The organism is Lawsonella clevelandensis, assembly GCF_003241315.1.
Classification (GTDB): Bacteria; Actinomycetota; Actinomycetes; order Mycobacteriales; family Mycobacteriaceae; genus Lawsonella; species Lawsonella clevelandensis_A.
Window position 1 is genome coordinate 37,508 of the sequence record NZ_QFOZ01000007.1, and the last position, 18,560, is coordinate 56,067.

At 56.9% G+C, this 18,560-nt stretch carries 17 protein-coding genes; 12 read left to right on the forward strand and 5 right to left on the reverse strand.

All coding sequences use genetic code 11. The annotated features are described in order from the left end of the window. Positions 1–188 precede the first annotated feature (188 nt). The gene (locus tag DI579_RS05265) at positions 189–2,165 is read left to right on the forward strand and encodes a ribonucleoside triphosphate reductase (protein WP_303678847.1); all 1,977 of its coding nucleotides are present in this window, start codon (positions 189–191) and stop codon (positions 2,163–2,165) included. A 44-nt stretch (positions 2,166–2,209) separates the two neighbouring features. Here the strand turns inward: DI579_RS05265 and panB are convergent, their stop codons facing one another. Further along, positions 2,210–3,004: a 3-methyl-2-oxobutanoate hydroxymethyltransferase gene (gene panB, locus DI579_RS05270; RefSeq protein ID WP_290598743.1), complete on the reverse strand. Its 795-nt coding sequence runs from the start codon at positions 3,002–3,004 to the stop codon at positions 2,210–2,212. Positions 3,005–3,100: 96 nt separating this feature from the next. On the opposite strand from panB, the gene DI579_RS05275 reads away from it, so the two are divergent. The 6 genes from DI579_RS05275 (at position 3,101) to DI579_RS05300 (ending at position 9,260) form a co-directional block, all read left to right on the forward strand. Further along, positions 3,101–4,627, forward strand: coding sequence for a phosphopantothenate--cysteine ligase family flavoprotein (locus DI579_RS05275; protein WP_303678848.1), 1,527 nt, complete (start codon positions 3,101–3,103; stop codon positions 4,625–4,627). Between the two features lie 35 nt (positions 4,628–4,662). Next, positions 4,663–5,550: a pantoate--beta-alanine ligase gene (gene panC, locus DI579_RS05280; protein WP_366664344.1), complete on the forward strand. Its 888-nt coding sequence runs from the start codon at positions 4,663–4,665 to the stop codon at positions 5,548–5,550. Between the two features lie 12 nt (positions 5,551–5,562). Then, complete coding sequence (gene panD / locus DI579_RS05285; RefSeq protein ID WP_290598739.1) at positions 5,563–5,970, forward strand: aspartate 1-decarboxylase; 408 nt, start codon at positions 5,563–5,565, stop codon at positions 5,968–5,970. Positions 5,971–5,978: 8 nt separating this feature from the next. Beyond that, on the forward strand, positions 5,979–6,698 hold the full coding sequence (locus DI579_RS05290) for an anaerobic ribonucleoside-triphosphate reductase activating protein (protein ID WP_290598738.1): 720 nt from the start codon (positions 5,979–5,981) through the stop codon (positions 6,696–6,698). 64 nt (positions 6,699–6,762) lie between these two features. Beyond that, complete coding sequence (locus tag DI579_RS05295; protein WP_290598737.1) at positions 6,763–7,698, forward strand: TIGR01777 family oxidoreductase; 936 nt, start codon at positions 6,763–6,765, stop codon at positions 7,696–7,698. 158 nt (positions 7,699–7,856) lie between these two features. After that, entirely contained in the window at positions 7,857–9,260 is a 1,404-nt protein-coding gene (locus DI579_RS05300) for a lipase family protein (RefSeq protein ID WP_290598735.1), read from the forward strand. Between the two features lie 115 nt (positions 9,261–9,375). Here the strand turns inward: DI579_RS05300 and tpx are convergent, their stop codons facing one another. The 3 genes from tpx to DI579_RS05315 form a co-directional block, all read right to left on the reverse strand. Further along, positions 9,376–9,879: a thiol peroxidase gene (gene tpx, locus DI579_RS05305; RefSeq protein WP_303678849.1), complete on the reverse strand. Its 504-nt coding sequence runs from the start codon at positions 9,877–9,879 to the stop codon at positions 9,376–9,378. A 254-nt stretch (positions 9,880–10,133) separates the two neighbouring features. Continuing rightward, a complete protein-coding gene (locus DI579_RS05310; RefSeq protein WP_303678850.1) occupies positions 10,134–10,985 on the reverse strand; it encodes a fructosamine kinase family protein in 852 nt (283 codons plus the stop codon). A gap of 88 nt (positions 10,986–11,073) precedes the next feature. Further along, positions 11,074–12,060 carry a hypothetical protein gene (locus DI579_RS05315; protein ID WP_290598730.1) on the reverse strand — a complete coding sequence of 329 codons (987 nt, stop codon included), beginning with the start codon at positions 12,058–12,060 and terminating at the stop codon, positions 11,074–11,076. 256 nt (positions 12,061–12,316) lie between these two features. Between DI579_RS05315 and DI579_RS05320 the strand changes: the two genes are divergently transcribed. After that, a complete protein-coding gene (locus tag DI579_RS05320; RefSeq protein WP_290598729.1) occupies positions 12,317–12,538 on the forward strand; it encodes a hypothetical protein in 222 nt (73 codons plus the stop codon). A 185-nt stretch (positions 12,539–12,723) separates the two neighbouring features. Further along, the gene (locus tag DI579_RS05325; RefSeq protein ID WP_303678851.1) at positions 12,724–13,320 is read left to right on the forward strand and encodes an isochorismatase family protein; all 597 of its coding nucleotides are present in this window, start codon (positions 12,724–12,726) and stop codon (positions 13,318–13,320) included. Here the strand turns inward: DI579_RS05325 and DI579_RS05330 are convergent. After that, positions 13,314–14,981 (reverse strand): amino acid permease, encoded by a 1,668-nt coding sequence (locus DI579_RS05330; protein WP_290598727.1) that lies wholly within the window; start codon positions 14,979–14,981, stop codon positions 13,314–13,316. The two genes, DI579_RS05325 and DI579_RS05330, sit on opposite strands and share 7 nt — an antisense overlap. Before the next feature lie 145 nt (positions 14,982–15,126). On the opposite strand from DI579_RS05330, the gene DI579_RS05335 reads away from it, so the two are divergent. The 3 genes from DI579_RS05335 to DI579_RS05345 are packed head-to-tail and all read left to right on the forward strand — an operon-like array spanning position 15,127 to position 18,559. Beyond that, the gene (locus tag DI579_RS05335; RefSeq protein WP_290598725.1) at positions 15,127–16,305 is read left to right on the forward strand and encodes an ABC transporter ATP-binding protein; all 1,179 of its coding nucleotides are present in this window, start codon (positions 15,127–15,129) and stop codon (positions 16,303–16,305) included. Next, complete coding sequence (locus tag DI579_RS05340; RefSeq protein ID WP_290598723.1) at positions 16,302–17,591, forward strand: ABC transporter substrate-binding protein; 1,290 nt, start codon at positions 16,302–16,304, stop codon at positions 17,589–17,591. Before DI579_RS05335 ends, DI579_RS05340 begins: the two co-directional genes overlap by 4 nt. After that, positions 17,591–18,559 carry a carbohydrate ABC transporter permease gene (locus DI579_RS05345; protein ID WP_303678852.1) on the forward strand — a complete coding sequence of 323 codons (969 nt, stop codon included), beginning with the start codon at positions 17,591–17,593 and terminating at the stop codon, positions 18,557–18,559. Before DI579_RS05340 ends, DI579_RS05345 begins: the two co-directional genes overlap by 1 nt. The last annotated feature ends 1 nt before the right edge of the window (position 18,560 follow it).

Here is an 18,560-nt window from a genome sequence, read left to right on the forward strand (position 1 = left end):
GACACTATATGTAGTGGTAAAAAAATTTTTAAAACCCTATATAGTGCAAAAAACGACACACCTTTCGAGTAAGTTTAAAACCGCTAGCGCATCATTAGTTAGGTAACACTAAGTAATGGCTACACATCGTTGGATACGAAGAGAAGCATAAAGAAAATACTGTCTCGGAAGGACGCTAAGGAACCGTCATGGCGAACACTGATTCCACCCCCAGGCCCATCGTCGACGTCACCTCCACTGTTGATGAATACCTCGACCGCAGCGACTGGCGTGTTAATGCCAACGCAAACCAGGACTACTCCCTGGGCGGCATGATGCTCAACACCTCCGGCAAGGTCGTCGCCAACTACTGGCTCAGTAACGTCTACAGCCCCGCCGCCGGAGAAGCCCACCGCGACGGCTCCATCCACATCCACGACCTCGACATGCTCGCCGGCTACTGCGCCGGCTGGTCCCTCCGCCAACTCCTGGAAGAAGGCTTCAACGGCGTCCCCGGCACCGTCGCCTCCCTCCCACCCAAGCACTTCTCCACCGCCTGCGGGCAGATCGTCAACTTCCTCGGCACCCTCCAAAACGAGTGGGCCGGCGCACAAGCCTTCAGCTCCTTCGACACCTACATGGCCCCCTTCGTCCGCCTCGACAACCTCACCTATGAGGACGTCAAACAGCAGATGCAGGAACTCATCTTCAACCTCAACGTCCCCAGCCGCTGGGGCACCCAAACCCCCTTCACCAACCTCACCTTCGACCTCCAATGCCCCGCCGACCTCGCCCCACAAGTACCCTTCATCGGCGGCGAACCCGTCGACTTCACCTACGGGGACCTACAGGACGAAATGACCCTCATCAACCGGGCCTTCATTGAGGTCATGACGGAGGGCGACGCCGACGGCCGCGTCTTCACCTTCCCCATCCCCACCTACAACATTGGCAAAAACTTCGACTGGGAAGCCCCCATCGTTGAGCCACTGTTTGAAATGACCGCCAAATACGGCCTGCCCTACTTCCAGAACTTCATCAACTCCGACCTGGACCCCGGCATGATCCGCTCCATGTGCTGCCGCCTCCAACTCGACCTCCGCGAACTACTGAAACGCGGCAACGGACTCTTCGGATCCGCCGAACAAACCGGCTCCATCGGCGTCGTCACCCTCAACTGTGCCCGCCTCGGCTACCAGCACAAAGGCGACTGGAAAGGCCTCCTCGCCCGCGTCGACGAACTCATGGAACTCGGCAAAGACACCCTCGAGCGGAAACGCGTCAAAGTGGACGAACTCATCGACCGCGGCCTCTACCCCTACACCAAACGGTACCTAGCCAGCCTCGACAACCACTTCTCCACCATCGGCGTAAACGGCGTCAACGAAATGGTGCGCAACTTCACCGACGACACAGAAGACATCTCCACCGTCGTCGGCCACGAAATGGCCGTCCAACTCCTCGACCACGTGCGCACCCGCCTCGTCGACTTCCAGGAAGAAACAGGCCACCTCTACAACCTGGAAGCCACCCCCGCCGAAGGCGCCTGCTACCGCTTCGCCCGCGAGGACAAGAAACGCTTCCCCGACATCATCCAGGCCGGATTCGAGGACGCCCCCTACTACACGAACTCCTCCATGCTGCCCGTCGGCTACACCGATGACCCCTTCGAAGCCCTCGAACAGCAGGAAGACCTGCAGTCCATGTACACCGGCGGCACCGTCCTCCACCTCTACATGGGTGAACGAGTAAGCGACGCCAAGACCTGCCGCGAACTCGTTCGGCGCAGCCTCACCGCCTTCCACATCCCCTACATCACCATCACCCCCACCTTCTCCATCAGCCCCAAATACGGCTACATCTCCGGCGAACACCAGTACTGCCCCAAGTGCCAAGCCGACCACGACGCCGAAGTGGCCGCTGCCCGCGCCGCCGAAGCCGCCGGCAAACCAGTGAAGAAGACCGCCGAGCAGCTGGAAGCCGAATGGGAGCCGGTGGAGTGCGAAGTATGGACCCGTGTCATGGGCTACTTCCGCCCCGTCAAATCCTTCAACAAGGGCAAGCAGTCCGAGCAGAAGGAACGCAAGAGCTTCCGGGAAGGCGTTGCCCTGGAATCCAGCGTGGCCGCACCCCGCGCCGTCCCCTCCATGTCCGGCGACCGCATGGCCACCGCCAACGACCGCTAAGCACAGCGGTTGCTAGCCACGGTGCTTGTGAGAAGCAGAGCTCATTAGAAGCAGTGCTCATCTGACGGGAACTGCCCCGCCTCCACCTCCTGGCGGTAGGTGCGGGCAGCCTCCGTCATAGCCTCGCCCACCTCAGCAAACACCTTCACGAAACGGGGGCGGCGGCCATCTTGCGGCACCGCCATAGCGTCGTACCACACCAGCACTTGCGCATCGGTATCCGGGCCGGCACCAATACCGACCGTCGGAATATCCAGCTTCTCGGTAACCTCTTTCGCCAGATCCCGCGGTACCATCTCCAGCACAACCGCACTGGCCCCCGCCTCCTGCACAGCTAGAGCATCTTCTATAAGCTGCTGCGCACTATCACCACGGCCCTGCACCTTAAAACCGCCCAGTTTATGAACAGACTGGGGGGTGAAACCAATATGAGCCATCACCGGAATACCCGCCTTCACCAAAGCGCGGATTCGGTCAGCCATGCGCACACCGCCCTCCAGCTTCACCATCTGGGCACCCGATTCACGCATTACCCGAGACGATGTCATAATGGCCTGCTCGTCAGAGGCCTCATAAGTGCCAAACGGCAGATCAGCCACCACAAGCGCCTGCGGGGCACCCCGCACCACACTCCGCGTCAAGAAAATCATCTCATCCAGGCTCACCTGCGTAGTGGTGTCATAGCCGTACACCACATTCGCGGCAGAATCCCCCACCAGCAGGACGGGAATCTCAGCCTCCGCAAAAGCACGGGCAGTGGAATAGTCGTAAGCAGTCAACATGGCCCACTTGTGGCCCTCCTGCTTCCATTGAGCAAGTGTAGAAACGCGAGTTTGCATGCTTACAAGTCTGCCACCTTTCCCCAAAAAGGCCAGTTAAAATGGGGCAACAACACATTCTCAACCCCTGCGCACGTATCCGCATAGAATAGGTACATGGCAGCAGCAGGACAGAACATGTCGCACACCAACCCCGGCGCAAACCCCAGTGCAAACCCCGGCACAAGCTCTGACACGCACCCTGACGCACACTCCGAGACATACACCGAGGCACACTCCGACGCGCACTCCGGTGGGCACAAAAATATTGTCGTCGGCGTAGGTGGAGGAATAGCCGCCTACAAAGCCTGCATGGTCATTCGTGAGTTCACCAAAGCCGGCCACACCGTCACCGCCATCCCCACCCCTGCCGCCGCCCAATTCATTGGCACCGCCACCCTCGAAGCCCTCACCGGGCAACCCGTCACTAGCAGTGTTTTCACCGACATACCGCAAGTACGGCACGTCACGGTCGGCTCCCAAGCAGACCTTGTTGTTGTTGTCCCCACCACCGCGGATTTCCTCTCCCGCATCGCCGCCGGCGCCGCCAGCGACATGCTCACCACCACCCTCCTCATGGCCACCTGCCCCATCCTCCTGGCCCCCGCCATGCACACCCAAATGTGGGAAAACAGCCTGGTCCAACGCAACGTTGATACTCTCCGCGAGCATGGCTACACCGTCATGGAACCCGCCGTGGGGCGCCTCACCGGGCCAGACTCTGGCGCCGGGCGACTCCCCGAACCCGCCGACATTGTGGACATGGCCTACTCGCTCCTTGAAGGACAAAAGCTGGCTGAAGAGTACAGTCAGCGCAGTCAGCACAGCCCGGCAGAAGGGCATGGCCAGGCCAAAGAACGCAGTCAGGTAGGAGAGCGCAGCCGGGCCGCTGCGCGCGCCGATCTTATGCCTCGTGAGCTTATGCCCCGTGATCTGGTTGGGCGCCACATCATCATCACTGCTGGTGGTACGCGGGAGGCCATCGACCCCGTCCGCTACATTGGGAACAGATCCTCCGGCCAACAAGGCGCCGCCCTCGCCGCCTGCGCTGCTCAACGCGGCGCCCACGTCACCCTCCTCCTCGGCGCCCATGACCTGCCCTACCTGCCAGCCGGCGTCCAGGTAGAGACCGTCACCAGCGCCCTCGACCTGCAGGATAAACTCACCACCCTTGTAGAGACGGAACCCGTTGACGCGGTCATTATGGCCGCCGCCGTAGCAGACTTCCGCCCCACCGACACTGCCACCACCAAATTGAAAAAGGGCACAGACAGCGAACCCGATAGCATTGCCCTCACCCGCAACCCGGATATTCTGGCCAGCCTCACCCGCAGTCACCCCAATCTGGTCACCGTCGGATTCGCGGCAGAAACCGGCGACGCCACCCACACAGTGCTGCAGTTAGGGCGCGAAAAATTCGCCCGCAAAGGCTGCGACCTGCTCATGGTGAATGAAGTAGGGTTCCACACAACATTCGGGCAGCCCACCAACGCCGGTTGGCTGCTGGGGCGCGGCGGCACAGAAAAAGGTACAGAGAATAGCGCAGGAAAAAGCACAGACAGTGTCACAGTAAAGGAAATTCCGCGCATGTCGAAACGGGGCGTAGCGATGCGCATTCTGGACCAGCTCGCTACTCTTTTCTAATTGGTTTTCCGCAGGAAAAAGCCCATAATTAAAGAGTGACTAGTGAGAATACGTCCCTGCAAGTATGTACCACACCCGCCGACCTCACCGCCCTCGCCGAAAAACTTCATGCTGACGGACGACCCGTCGCCCTCGTCCCCACCATGGGGGCCCTCCACGATGGACACATGCAGCTTGTCCGCGCCGCAAAACAGATTCCCAACGCCGCCGTTATCGTCAGTATCTTTGTCAACCCCCTCCAGTTCGGGCCCAACGAGGACCTCGACTCCTACCCGCGCACCCTCCCCGAGGATCTTGACCTCCTTGCCTCCGAAGGTGTTTACGCAGCCTTCGCCCCCACCCCGCAAGACATGTACCCGGATGGCTTCCGCACCACCGTCAACCCCGGACCCCTCTCCACTGAAATGGAGGGTGCTACCCGCCCCGGCCACTTCGCCGGTGCCCTCACCGTGTGCGCTAAACTCTTCGGCATCTCCCGCGCCGATCATGCTTTCTTCGGGGAGAAGGACTACCAGCAGCTCACCCTGTTGAAGCAGATGGTGAAGGATCTCAACATTCCTGTTACCCTTCACCCTGTCGCTATCCGCCGCGAAAAATCCGGCCTCGCCCTTAGCTCCCGCAACCGCTACCTAAGCGATACGGAACGCACCCTGGCCGAGCAACTCTCCGCCAGCCTCCGCGCCGGCAAAGACGCCGCCGATAAAGGTGCCACCCCCCGCGAGGTCGTCACCGTCACCCGCGACTACCTTGCCCGCTACCCGGAAATTGAGGTTGACTACGTAGAACTGCGGGACGCGGGACTGCGGAAACTCAACGACTACTCCGATAACTCACTGCCGGCCCGCCTGCTCCTGGCGGCGCGTGTTGGCACTACTCGACTTATTGACAATATGGGACTGATGCTCCAGCCCTGGGACTACTAAGGACGTCACACCATGTTTCGCACCATGCTGAAATCCAAAATCCATAGAGCCACCGTCACACAGGCAGACCTCCACTATGTAGGCTCCTGCACCATTGACATTGCCCTCATGGAAGCCGCCGACTTGCTGGAAGGCGAAAAAGTAGACATTGTTGATGTCGATAACGGCAACCGCCTCTCCACCTACTGCATTGCGGGGGAGCGCGGCTCCGGCATTATCTCCATCAACGGTGCCGCCGCCCACCTCATTCACCCCGGCGACCTCGTTATCCTCATCGGTTACGGCCTTATGGATGACGCGGAAGCCCACACCTACCAGCCCAAAGTGATCTTCGTCGACAAGCAGAATCACATTCTGGAAAAGGGAGCAGACCCGGCTGGGGTACCGGCCGGCTCCGGTCTCCTCGACCCGCGCGGATAGCAGCCGCTATGGCTACCGCAGATGACCTCACCATCGCTGGCCTCGTGCGCCTCTCCACTGTCGACTGGCCCGGACACATGGCCGCCACCGTCTTCCTCCAAGGCTGCCCCTGGAACTGTCTCTACTGCCACAACCCGGACCTTATCGACTGCCGCACACCCGGAATTATGGAATGGGCAGAAGTAGAAAAATTCCTCCAACGTCGCCGCGGTCTCCTCGACGGTGTTGTTTTTACGGGGGGAGAACCCACCCGGCAACGAGGCCTAGCCGACGCCATGGCTCGCGTCCGCAACATGGGGTTCCAGGTAGGTCTCCACACTATGGGCGCCTACCCCACACTGTTGCGTCCCCTCATTCCCCTCATTGACTGGGTGGGCTTCGACATTAAAGCCGCGCCCGCCCACTACGGCGACATTATCGCCACTAACCCGCATGCCAGTATTGGCACTGTGGGGAGCCGTCACGCCATGGAAGCCCTCGACATGCTGCTCGATGCTGGTATAGACATACAGGCCCGCACCACCCTGTACCCCGATTCGGTCGCCGTCACCGACCTTCCCATCATTGTGGACATGCTGCACAGTAAAGGGGTGGGATCATATCGTCTCCAGCAAGCCCGCGCTGAAGGAGCCCGCCAAGTGCTACCGGACGGGCGCACCCTCAGCTACGATAGGCCTGGCTGGGATACAGAATTTGCGGCCCTTAAGACGCGTTACGATTTTGGCTAAACTTCTGCTGCCATTTATACCACAAAAATGACCACCCTCCACACATTCCAGGTAGCCTGAAAACATGGGATCCACAGACTCCGATACACGCACTATTCACACCGTGGCCGTCACCGGTTCCACTGGACTTGTCGGTAAAGCCCTCTGCGAGGAACTCCACAAACAGGGCTACCACGTTATCCGCCTCGTCCGCGACGATGCCCGCGGCCTGGACGACCGCACCTGGAATCCCACCAACCCCAACCCCGCTGTCCTTGACGGCGTGCAGGCCGTCATCCACCTAGCTGGCGAAAATACTGAAGGTATCTGGACACCCGATAAGAAACGCCGTATCCGCGACTCGCGCGTTATCCCCACCCACAAACTGGCCGAACTTGCCGCCCAATCGGATACTGTAACAACATTCATTTGCGCCAGCGCCATCGGCGTTTACGGGGACAACCGTGGTGCGGAAGTCCTCACAGAAGCCTCCGTTCCTGGTGACGACTACTTCGCCGACGTTGTCCAAAAATGGGAAGGTGCCTGCCAGCCCGCCCGCGCCGCCGGTAAACGCGTTGTCAATGTCCGTACTGGCATTGTGCTGTCCCGTGATGGTGGTGTGCTGCCGCTCCTCGTGGACATTTTCAAATGGGGCGGCGGTGGACTGATCGGCGTAGGGAAACGCTGGATGTCCTGGATCGACATTGACGACCTTGTCCGCATCTACATTACGGCGCTTACCTGCGAGCAGATTAGCGGCCCCATTAACGCCACCAGCCCAGAACCCTGCACAAACACGCACTTTACAAAAGCGCTAGGGGTAGCCCTCGACCGCCCCACACCCCTCATCATTCCCGCCATTGCCTCCACAATGGTGGGCCACCAAGGGGCACGCCAACTATCGATGGCGGATCAACGCGCCCAACCCCGCAAACTCCTATCCCTCCCAAACCAGGGTTTCTACTTCGAATACCGCACTATTGAGCAGGCACTCTACCACCAGCTTCCCGACGGACACTAGAGACACCTAGGGAATGCTGTAGTGCTTCCGTATAGCGTTTCCCAACTGTGGTGTTCCTGAAGAAATGCTGATGAAGTGATGGGTATCATCATAAATAACAGCTTAAAGAAAAGTAAATATCGATAGTTTGAGTAGAAGACCTTAAGGAGGTTTTCTACATGTCAACTTGTTCTAAACGGCTGAGCGGTGTGATAGCAGCTATCTCTATTACTGCACTCACTGCCGCTACTTTTATGGGGATTAAGTCCACCCCAGCAAACGCAATTTCCCTCGACACCACATCGGCAGCCCTCAACTATGCCAACAATTTTGACGGCTTCTACAGCGTTCCCGCGCACTATCCCACTGTTCCGGGACGTGTTGTAAAAACCCAGTCGTTCCGATCCTTCTTCTATCCCCTCGAAAGCCCCGTCACCCGTTACCCCATCCGTGGTAAACGCGTCATGTACACAACCACTCTCTCCAATGGGAAGGTGTACATCACTACCGGTGCCCTCATGGAACCTACCTCTCCATGGGTGGGTAAAGGGGAACGCCCTCTTCTTATCTATGGCACAAGCACATCCGGCCAAGGTAAGCAGTGCGCCTTCTCGAAAACTCCCGGTGGCTTCCTCGCCTTCACCAGTGGACTAGACTCGCGGCAAGGGCAGTCTCATAAAGCCATCTCTATGGTGACTAATTATGAGAACCTCAACGTTATGAAACTTCTGGGCAAAGGCCTCAGTGTTTTTGTTGTGGACTATAACGGCATGGCTGACGGCGATAACGTGCAGCCCTACATGAACAATATAGAAGCCGGGCGAGCCATGCTCGATGGTGCCCGCGCCATTCGCTCACTTAATCATCTTTCTGCGACAACGCCAGTAGGTATTTGGGGGTTCAGCCAAGGAGGTGGAGCCGCCTATGTTGGTGCTGCTCTGCAACCTACTTACGCTCCTGATGTCAATCTCAAAGTGTCTTATGCGGGCGCCCCACCCATTGACCTCATCCCCACTCTCCAAAAGGTAGAAGGTGGCGCACTCTCCGGCTTAATTGGGTACGGTGTTAACGGTTTCGCTGGTACTTACCCAGAAGTGAGAAAGGCTGTAGAGGAAAATATCAACACATCCGGCCGTAAGAATTTGGCGAAACTCGCCAATAGTTGTGTTGCCGACACCCTCTTCGGATATGCCTACCAGGACACTGGTAAATGGACGCATGATGGTAAACCACTCGTCGAGTTCCTGCAGAAATATCCAGAAGTTGTGAAAGTTTTTGATGACCAGCGTGCCGCTTCTGTTCCCACCCCGAAAGCACGTGTTGTCCTCTATGCTAATCCGCATGATGCCGTCGTTCCCTACGACACTGTGAAGCGCGGCGTGAATACGTGGTGCAAGGCGGGCGCTAATGTGCACTTCTACACAGTGCCCTATACCGCTATGGGGGTAGCTCCCATGTTCACTCACATGATGCCTAACTTCCTTGTCTTTGACCAGATGCTAGCAGAAATCGTGGGAATCTTTAGTGGAGACCCACAGCCTGCCGGATGCACGAACAGCACTATTACACTTCCGGTGAAATAAGGATAGTCAGAAAGACAAGACAGCTTTATATAGGGTAAACGAAGCCCCGCACACTTGCAGTCCTGGTGTGCGGGGCTTCTGTGGAACTATGTTCCACTACCACTATATGGGTATCTTAGAAGGATTTAACAGCCGCAATAGCAGCGTCATAATTGGGTTCGTTGGTGATCTCATCAACAAGCTCAACATAGTGGACTTTGCCCTTGGGGCAGATGACGATGACGGCACGAGTGAGGAGACCTGCGAGCGGGCCATCAACAAGTTTCACACCGTAGTCGTCGCCGAAGCTGGAGCGGAAACAAGAACCATTCTGAACATTCTCAATGCCGTTGGATACGCAGAAGCGTTGCTGGGCAAAGGGAAGATCGGCGGAAACACACAACACTGTGGTGTTGTCGAGTTTGGCGGCCTCCGCGTTGAACTTGCGGACGGAGGCGGCGCACACGTCAGTATCAAGTGAGGGGAAGATATTGAGAATAAGTTTACGACCAGCGAAATCGGATAGTTTTACGTCGGAGAGGTCCGCCCCAGTAAGCGTGAAATCTGGTGCAACGGAACCCACCTGGGGTAGTTCCCCAACAGTGTTAACAACAGTGCCAGTGAATTTAGTCTGAGCCATTGTGAATAATCCTTTCCCTTCAATTCCCATCAATGCGGCCTGCACTGAATTGAGATCTACACTGTGCTGAGATCTGCACTGTGCTGAAATCTGCGATCACTGCGAGATCTATTTTGTGTAACGGGAAAATAGCTGTTGCTATTCCCGTTTTATTCCCTCCCGTTCCATTCACTTCTTCTCCTGCAAGTGTGAATTGGGGAAGAAGTTACTTTGGAGAGGCTACTCTGGCGCGGATTATGCTAGAGCTGATTATGCTAGAGCCGCAAGCATTGTCGCGCTGTGAACATTGTTTCTGGGCCGTAGGAGCCACCAAAAATAGCTGCGTGAAGTGCCAATAAATAGAGTTGGTGCACGCACCGGCGTTCCTCCCACCCGTCTGCTAGTGGGGAGACGGAATTGTAGCCCGCGTAAATATCCTCCAGGAATGATTGCCCGAACACTTCCAGGAACGCTAAATCTGTTTCCGCATGCCCACCTTGCGCTGCAGGATCAATGAGTACTCCTACGATGGGGTCAGTAACGTTATCCGGCAAGGGATTTGTCCACGGAATATCCTCACGGCGTGCCCACAGCACATTCCCACTCCATAAATCTCCATGGATACGGGCAACCGGACCATGCACTAACCCTGGCTGTGGGGCATCCCAGTGTCCATCGGCAAGACGCTTGCATACTTCCTCGATGATGGACACGTCATCAGCGCTAAGAGACCTATTATTCCGTGCAACGGGCAGGCATGGGAGAATACGATCCTCCGCAAAAAACTCACCCCACGTGCGGTTTAGTGTCTCCTCGGAGGTTTGGCGTAGTGGTAATTCCATGCGGCCAATAACACCGTCACCCTCCCAACCGGGTGGCGGACACCCAAAACTGGGGGCCCCGGCGGCGTGCGTAACCGCCAATGTTTGCCCAAACTGGTAGGCGGCGTGGCGGGTAGGGCGGCCATTGGGTATTTCCACGAGAGTCATTATTCCCGGTTGGTAATCCAGTACCGGAACAACCGGAGCGCCACCATGGGGCATGGCCTCAGCCAGCCATTTAAGTCCTAGCGCTTCACATTTGATGGCGTGTGGACGGTGTGGATCCGTCTTGGTGAATATGCGCATACCCCCAGCATAGGAGTTAGCGTGTTTGCCGGTGTGGCTTTGGGACACCTTACTTTCGTATTTCTTTCATCGTTGTGAATGTGTGCCGCTAGTTTTCTGCGCTAAGGGCCACTTCTGGCACAAGAACTATGGGAATACCAAAGGCGCAGCACGCTTTTGCCCATGCTGCACTATCGGCACCTGTGGGAATATGTCCAAAGACAACAAGTTCTTCCGGCAACCAGCGTGCCTCCGCGGACGATTCCTTATTATGCATAGCCCAGTCTGGTTCCGGGCTGGAAATTGTGTCTGCGCCACTCCATTTCGTCACTAAACCGCATCCCTTGTTAAGAACGCGATCCATGACCGGCACAGTGCGGGTAATCGTATCTGCGTCACTAAGCGGTGGGGGAGTGGTCGTTGCCACCCGTACTTCCGCATCGAGAACCTGTGCCAGGGTAGTGGCGGTACGTAGCGCCGCATGGGAGGCGGGAGAATCATCAAAAGTGCAGGTCACACGGCGAATACCGGAGGGGGATCCGGGATATCCTAAGGGGGCAATAGCAACCGGCAGGCTCAATTCCCGCATGATGTTAAGGGCAATGCTGTCCGGGGTAATACCAGTGAGGGAATCGTGTGCTTCCGGGCCAAGAATGACCATATTAGTGGTGAGGGCATCTGGATCATGCACCCCGGCAACAATGGCGGAGCATTGGTCGTCAGCAATAACTTTGAGGACAGCGGGCTGGGCAAAATGGTTGGAGCCCAACCCAAGAACACCGAGTTCCTGGACGGCGGCAGTAGCGTCACCAGGCTTCGCCGTGGGGGCTTTGAGCTTATCGTGAAGAGTTTGGAGGAGCCGCCGTGTGCCCGACAGATTATCGGTGGGGTAGACGGGAGCAATAGTTTGCACGGTACTTTGCCCAATAGCGGCCAGGGAACATGCCAGAGCGAGGGCCTCGCGATGGGTACCCTCCACAGTGAGTGTTTCCCCATCCGTCGTTGTTGCAGTAGTAGCACCAGTAATGGTGACGGTGGAGGTGGCATTTGCGGTAGTGGGGTGCCAGCACACTTGGAAACGGTAGAACTCACGCATGAGTTCAGCCTAGTTCGTCACCAGCTAGTTTCTACTTTGCGGTTTCCCTTTTCTGTGGCAAGTTTCGCAATTATGAGCGTGTAGGAGGATGGTCTCTATCTGCTAAAAAGCCGTGTCACCGTGCATAAATGGAGGCCATGGCTGGTGGGGATATGTTCTCTGGTAGGTAATTTCGTGGAAAAGCACAGCGGAGTACAGATTTCCCTTTTACAATCATGTTCATCATGAGCTAGTGATATCCGAAAGGAAAAGAACAATGGTCGACGCTAACGAGTTCAAGAACAAAGCAGAAGAATTTAAGGGCAAGGCCGAACAGTTCAAAGGCAAGGCCGAAGAAGACCTCAAGGATAAAGCGGGCGAGTTCAAGGGTAAGGCCGAAGAACTGAAGAACAAGCTCGAAGATGAGCAGACGAAAGAGGAAATCAAGAGCAAAGGCAAGGACTTCCTCGACTCCGTCAAGAGTAAGTTCAATAAGTAACACATAGTCTTGTAATTCTCCCCAGATTACGCAACAACCACCCGGCAGGCAGCACGCCCCGGGTGGTTATTGTACATTATGGAGACGTAGTGTAGGGATCGTGGGGTACCGAGGGGTGCCAAGAAATATTAGGGGACGTCACTATCGGGGACGTCACAGGACGCCAGTTGTGAAGGAGCTAGTGAATGCGCGCTTTGCTCATTGTTGACATGCAACCTACCTTCTGCGAAGGTGGTGAACTTCCCGTCACCGGTGGTAATGATGTTGCGGACCGCATTGCCGATTTTCTTCGTTCCTACGCCGCCCGCTATGGCCTTATTGTCACTACCCAAGACTGGCACATAGAGCCAGGCGAGCACTTTAGCGACAATCCTGATTTTGTGGACACGTGGCCACCTCATGGTGTTGCCGGCACTCCCCATGCGGAAGTGCACTCGCATGTTGTGTCCGCATTGGAGACCCTGCGCACTACCCATCCCGATATTCCGCAGATTGCAGTTCGTAAAGGCCAGTACGCGGCCAGTTACTCCGGTTTTGAGGGTGTGACGGATGACGGCACACCACTGGTTGATGTTTTGCGCCGCCACGGGGTGGACGAGGTGGAGATTGTGGGCTTAGCGTTCTCCCACTGCGTGTGTGCGACAGCCCTGGACGCGCAACGTGCGGGCTTCACCACCACTATTTTTGCGGATCTTTCTGCCTCTGTTAGCCCCGAAACAGAGATGGAGGCACAGACGGCACTCGCCCATGCGGGCGTTACTGTCTGCCATAGCCCCTACTGATCGTCAGTATCGGTGTCCCCGCTGTCCCCGCTAGCACTGCCTCCATTAGTACTGCCGCTGCCGCTAGCGCTCTGCACGGTATTGTGCGCAACGTCTGTACTATGAGTATCTGCATCATGGCTGTTTGGGGGAATAATGTCGCCGGCGACGGTACTAGCCGCAATGGTGCTGGCACTATCGGTAGTAGTAGCAATGGCGTCGGCGGATTCTTCCTCCAGGAGACGCTTGCGCAGGGCAGAGTGCCGATACCCGTAGGCGGCATAGGTTATGCAGGCAAGCAGTAGCCAGACCGCCAGGGTTGCCCAGGTGACGGGGTGTAGCTGGCTAATGAGGTAGAGGCAGGCAGCAATCGAAATAATGGGGGTGACGGGGTAGAGCGGCACCCGGAAACCGCGCTCCGTTGTGGGGTTTGTGTGGCGCAGGATAATGACACCCAAGCTCACCACTGCGAAGGCGGTTAGTGTGCCGATGGATACCATGTCGGAGAGGTATTCCAGGGGGAGGAAGCCGGCCAGTACAGCTACTACTGCGCAGGTGATGCCGGTGTTCATCAGTGGTGTGTGGGTGCGGGGGTGAATGCGGGCGAAGCCTTTGGGGATCATGCCGTCGCGGGACATGGCGAAAAGAATACGGGTCTGCCCAAAAATCGTCATTAGTGTAATGGAGAAGATGGAGATGACGGCAGCAGCCGACAAAATAACAGAGAAAACACCTGACCCCGTCACATGCTCCAGGATCTGGGATAGGCCCGCTTTCTGGTGTTTGAAGAGTCCTTGTTCTTGTGCGCCCACTGCGGCTACCGCCACCAGCATGTAGATAGCTGTTACCACAATGAGGGCGATGATGAGGGCGCGGGGGATAGTGCGGTGTGGGTGTTCCACTTCCTCCGAGGCGGTGGAGATAACGTCCAGGCCGATGAAGCTGAAGAAGATGGACCCGGCGGCAGTTCCCACACCCGCCATACCCATGGGGGCGAAGGGGTGATAGTTGCCGGATTTGAAGCCGGTGAACGCCACCACAGCGAACATGAAGAGGACAGCAATTTTCAGAATAACCATGACGGCGTTCGCGCGCGCAGACTCGCGAGTACCCGCCATCAGGAGGCCACAGCAGATTGCTACCAGCACTATTGCCGGCAGGTTAATGGAGAATCCGGTGAAGGAGCCGTTACTCCAGGGGGCTACGGAGAGATAGGCGGGTAGTTGCCATCCGAAAACGCGCTGCAGGAAATCGTTTAAATATTCGGACCAGCCGACAGCTACCGCTGCCCCGGATACCGCATACTCCAGCAGTAGACACCACCCCACCAGGTAGGCGACTAGCTCACCTAGGGTGGCGTAAGTGTAGGTGTAGGAGGAGCCGGAGGTGGGGATAAAGGAGGCTAATTCCGCGTAGCATAGAGCAGTAAGACCCGCGGTAACCGCAGCGATAAGGAAAGCGAGAATGACGGAAGGGCCAGCCTCGGGGACAGCGACAGTGAATACGTAAAAAATGCCGGTGCCCACAGTGCTGCCCACACCCATCATGGCCAGCTCGAACGTGGAAATACTCTTGCTGAGCGTGGGGCCGGAGCCGTCATCGTTACGGTTCGTTCCCGTACCGGACTGGTTCACAATGTCCCGTATGGGTTGCCGAATAAAAGGTGATTTAGCGCTGCGCATGGTTCTTTTAGCCTACTCATTGCCATGGGGTTAGCGTGAATAATTTCTTAGTAGAGATAATAAAGATAACTATCCTGGGGCCTGTGCATGTTCTATCACGTTCATGCCACAGCCACGAGAGGACGCCACGAGAGGACTATGGCACATGGCATCTGTGACCTTCGATCACGCCACCTGTATCTACCCTGGAGCTGCTAAACCCAGCGTCGACAACCTCTGTCTGGATATTCACGACGGCGAATTCCTGGTGCTCGTCGGCCCCTCCGGCTGTGGCAAATCCACCACGTTGCGCATGCTGGCCGGCCTTGAATTCGTCGACTCCGGCAGTATCCTCATTGGGGACAAGGACGTCACCATGATGGATCCCAAAGACCGCGATATTGCCATGGTGTTCCAAAACTATGCCCTCTACCCGCACATGACTGTCGCCGACAACATGGGTTTTGCCCTCAAACTGGCGAAAGTGGATAAGAAAGAAATCCGGCGTCGCGTGGAGGAAGCCGCCGAACTCCTCGACCTCACCGACTATCTGGACCGCAAACCCAAGGCACTCTCCGGTGGCCAGCGGCAGCGCGTCGCCATGGGGCGCGCTATTGTTCGTTCCCCCCGCGTCTTCTTGATGGACGAGCCTCTTTCTAACCTGGATGCGCGTCTGCGTGTCCGCACCCGCGCCCAGATTGCGGAACTGCAGCGCCGCCTGGGCACCACCACCGTTTATGTCACCCATGACCAGGTGGAGGCTATGACGATGGGGGATCGTGTGGCTGTTCTCTGTGCCGGGAAACTGCAGCAGGTGGATACTCCACGTAATCTTTTCGACCACCCCGCTAACGCGTTTGTGGCCGGGTTCATCGGGTCCCCGTCCATGAATATTCTGTCTGCTTCTGTGCGGGATAATGCCGCCTGGTTGGGGGAGACGGCTGTGCCGTTGCCAGGTGAGTTTCCCGCCGGTGTTCCTACTGATTCTGTGCAGGTGGGTTTCCGGCCTGAGCGGGTGGAGGGTGTTGAGGTTACCCCTGGTAGCGCAGGTGCTACTGCCGCCGGCACTGAGGTTGCCGCTGCTGGCGCTGCCGCCGGCACCTCTTCCCTGTACATGCTGGTGGATCTGGTGGAGGAACTCGGCTCGCAGGCTATCGCCCATGGTCACCTTGCTAACGCGGCTGGTGACAAGATCTCTGACCAGCGCATTACCGCCGCAGTGGACTGGAAGAACCCGCCTGCCCGCGGGGCATTGGTGCGGGTAGATGTTTCCCCCGAGAATATGTACTTCTTTGCCGATGATGAGTCGGGCGTCACCCTCTGGGATAAGGAGGCGAGTGAATGAGTAGCTACGGAAGAAGCAGAAGAAACAGTAAGGGAGGCATTCTTGCCGTCCTCCTTACGGGTGTCCTCGCCCTCACTGGCTGTTCCCATGGCTCCGGTGATGATGCTGCCCGCGCCGCCCAGCGAAACATTCACGAGCGTGGACCCATCACCTTCGCCATGGGCAAAAACGACATTGCTAACCTGCGGCCGGTGGTGGACCGCTGGAATAAGGACCATCCCAGCGAGAACGTCACCTTGCATGAGTTGGCTGGTGAGGCCGATTCGCAGCGCGATACGCTAGTGCAGTCGCTGCAGGCACGCTCCGGGGAATTCGATGTTATTGCCCTGGATGTTATTGATACTGCTAGTTTTGCCGCCCACCAGTGGTTGCAGCCCCTCACGGGGGATATGGCTGTTGATATGACGCATCTTCTGCCCGCCACCGTGGAGTCCGCCACCTATGCGGGCACTGTTTACGCTGCCCCCCAAAACACTAATGGGCAGCTTCTTTTCTACCGCAGTGATCTTATTAAGCATCCGCCGCATACGTGGCGGGAACTCACCCAGGATTGTGCTATCGCTACCCGGCATAAGCTGGACTGTCTTGTGAGCCAGTTGAAGCAGTATGAGGGGCTCACCGTCAACACGTCCATGTTCATTAATGGGTGGGGTGGCCAAATTGTGGGGGCGGATGGTTTTACCCCCACAGTCACGTCCGATCCTGCTCGCGAGGGTATACAGACCCTGGTTGATGCATATAAGGATGGGGTGTTCCCCAAGCGTGTTGTGTCCTTCACCGAGGAAGAAACAAACCTGGCTTTCGTCAACGGTGAGGCTCTCTTCGCCATCAACTGGCCCTACATGTACGAAAACGCCGGTACCTCCGATGATTCTAAGGTGAAGGGGAAGTTCGCAGTAGCGCCCCTGGTGGGTAAAGATGGGGTAGGTGCCTCCACGTTGGGTGGTTACAACAATGCCATTAACGTGTATTCGGAGCACAAGGCCACGGCCCGGGACTTCATTGCTTTTGTGGAAAACCGCGAGAATCAGCTCGGTTTCGCACAAAATTCTTTCCCGCCGGTCCTTACCTCCATCTATGACGATAAGGACCTCATTAAAGAGCACCCGTATCTACCGATTCTTAAAACTTCGTTGGAGAATGCGGTGCCGCGCCCGGTAAGTCCTTTCTATCCGGCTATCTCGAAGGCTATTCAGGATAATGTTTATGCGGCGCTTTCCGGGCGTAAAACAGTTGTCCAAGCCACGAAAGATATGACGAGTGCGATCGAGGTGGCAGAACACTAATGAGCGAGAAACAGCACAAGCGCCCGTCCCACCGCGGCAAAGTAGCGCTCCTTCTGACGCCTGCCCTTGTTCTTATCGGCGTCATTATTCTTTACCCGCTGATAAGCGGTATTGTCCTTTCCTTCAAATCGGATCCGGTGCTTAACCAGCAAGATGGTTTCTTCTATCCGGGTGGCTTTGTGGGCTTCCGCAACTACGGTTACTGGCTCACCCAGTCTTGTCCCACTGGCCACGGATCTGTGGGCTGCCCACCCGGTACGCTTGCTAATAACTTCTGGCCCGCTTTCGGCAACACGCTTTTCTTCACCCTGGTGACGGTGCTGCTGGAAACTATCCTCGGTATCGGTATGGCACTCGTTATGGCGAAGGATTTTCATGGCCGTGGCCTGCTGCGTGCCGCAGTGCTTGTTCCGTGGGCTATCCCCACTGCCATCACCGCAAAACTGTGGGCATTCCTGTTCTCCGAGCAGGGCATTGTGAACTCGATCTTCCATGCGCATGTCGCCTGGCAAACAGATCCGTGGGCGGCCCGCTTCTCCATCATTTTGGCGGACGTGTGGAAAACAACCCCGTTTATGGCGTTGCTCATTCTGGCGGGACTGCAAATGATCCCCAAGGATCTTTACGAGGCGGCCCGGATGGATGGGGCTAACGCCTGGCAGCGGTTTACACGCATCACTTTGCCGTTGGCGAAGAACAGCATTATTGTGGCGGTTCTTTTCCGTATGCTAGATGCCCTGCGCATGTATGACCTTCCCTACATTATGGTGGGCCCCAACCCGGATTCTCCCACAGCTACACTGTCACAGCTGGTGGTGGCCGCTATCCGGCAGGATCATGTGAACGCAGCGTCGGCATTGTCAACGTTGATATTCCTCCTGATCTTCCTTATTGCCTTGTGCTTTGTGAAATCATTAGGAAGTAAGGTTGCGCACCAAGCGGAGCCCGTCGTGGCGGAGGAGGAGTAAG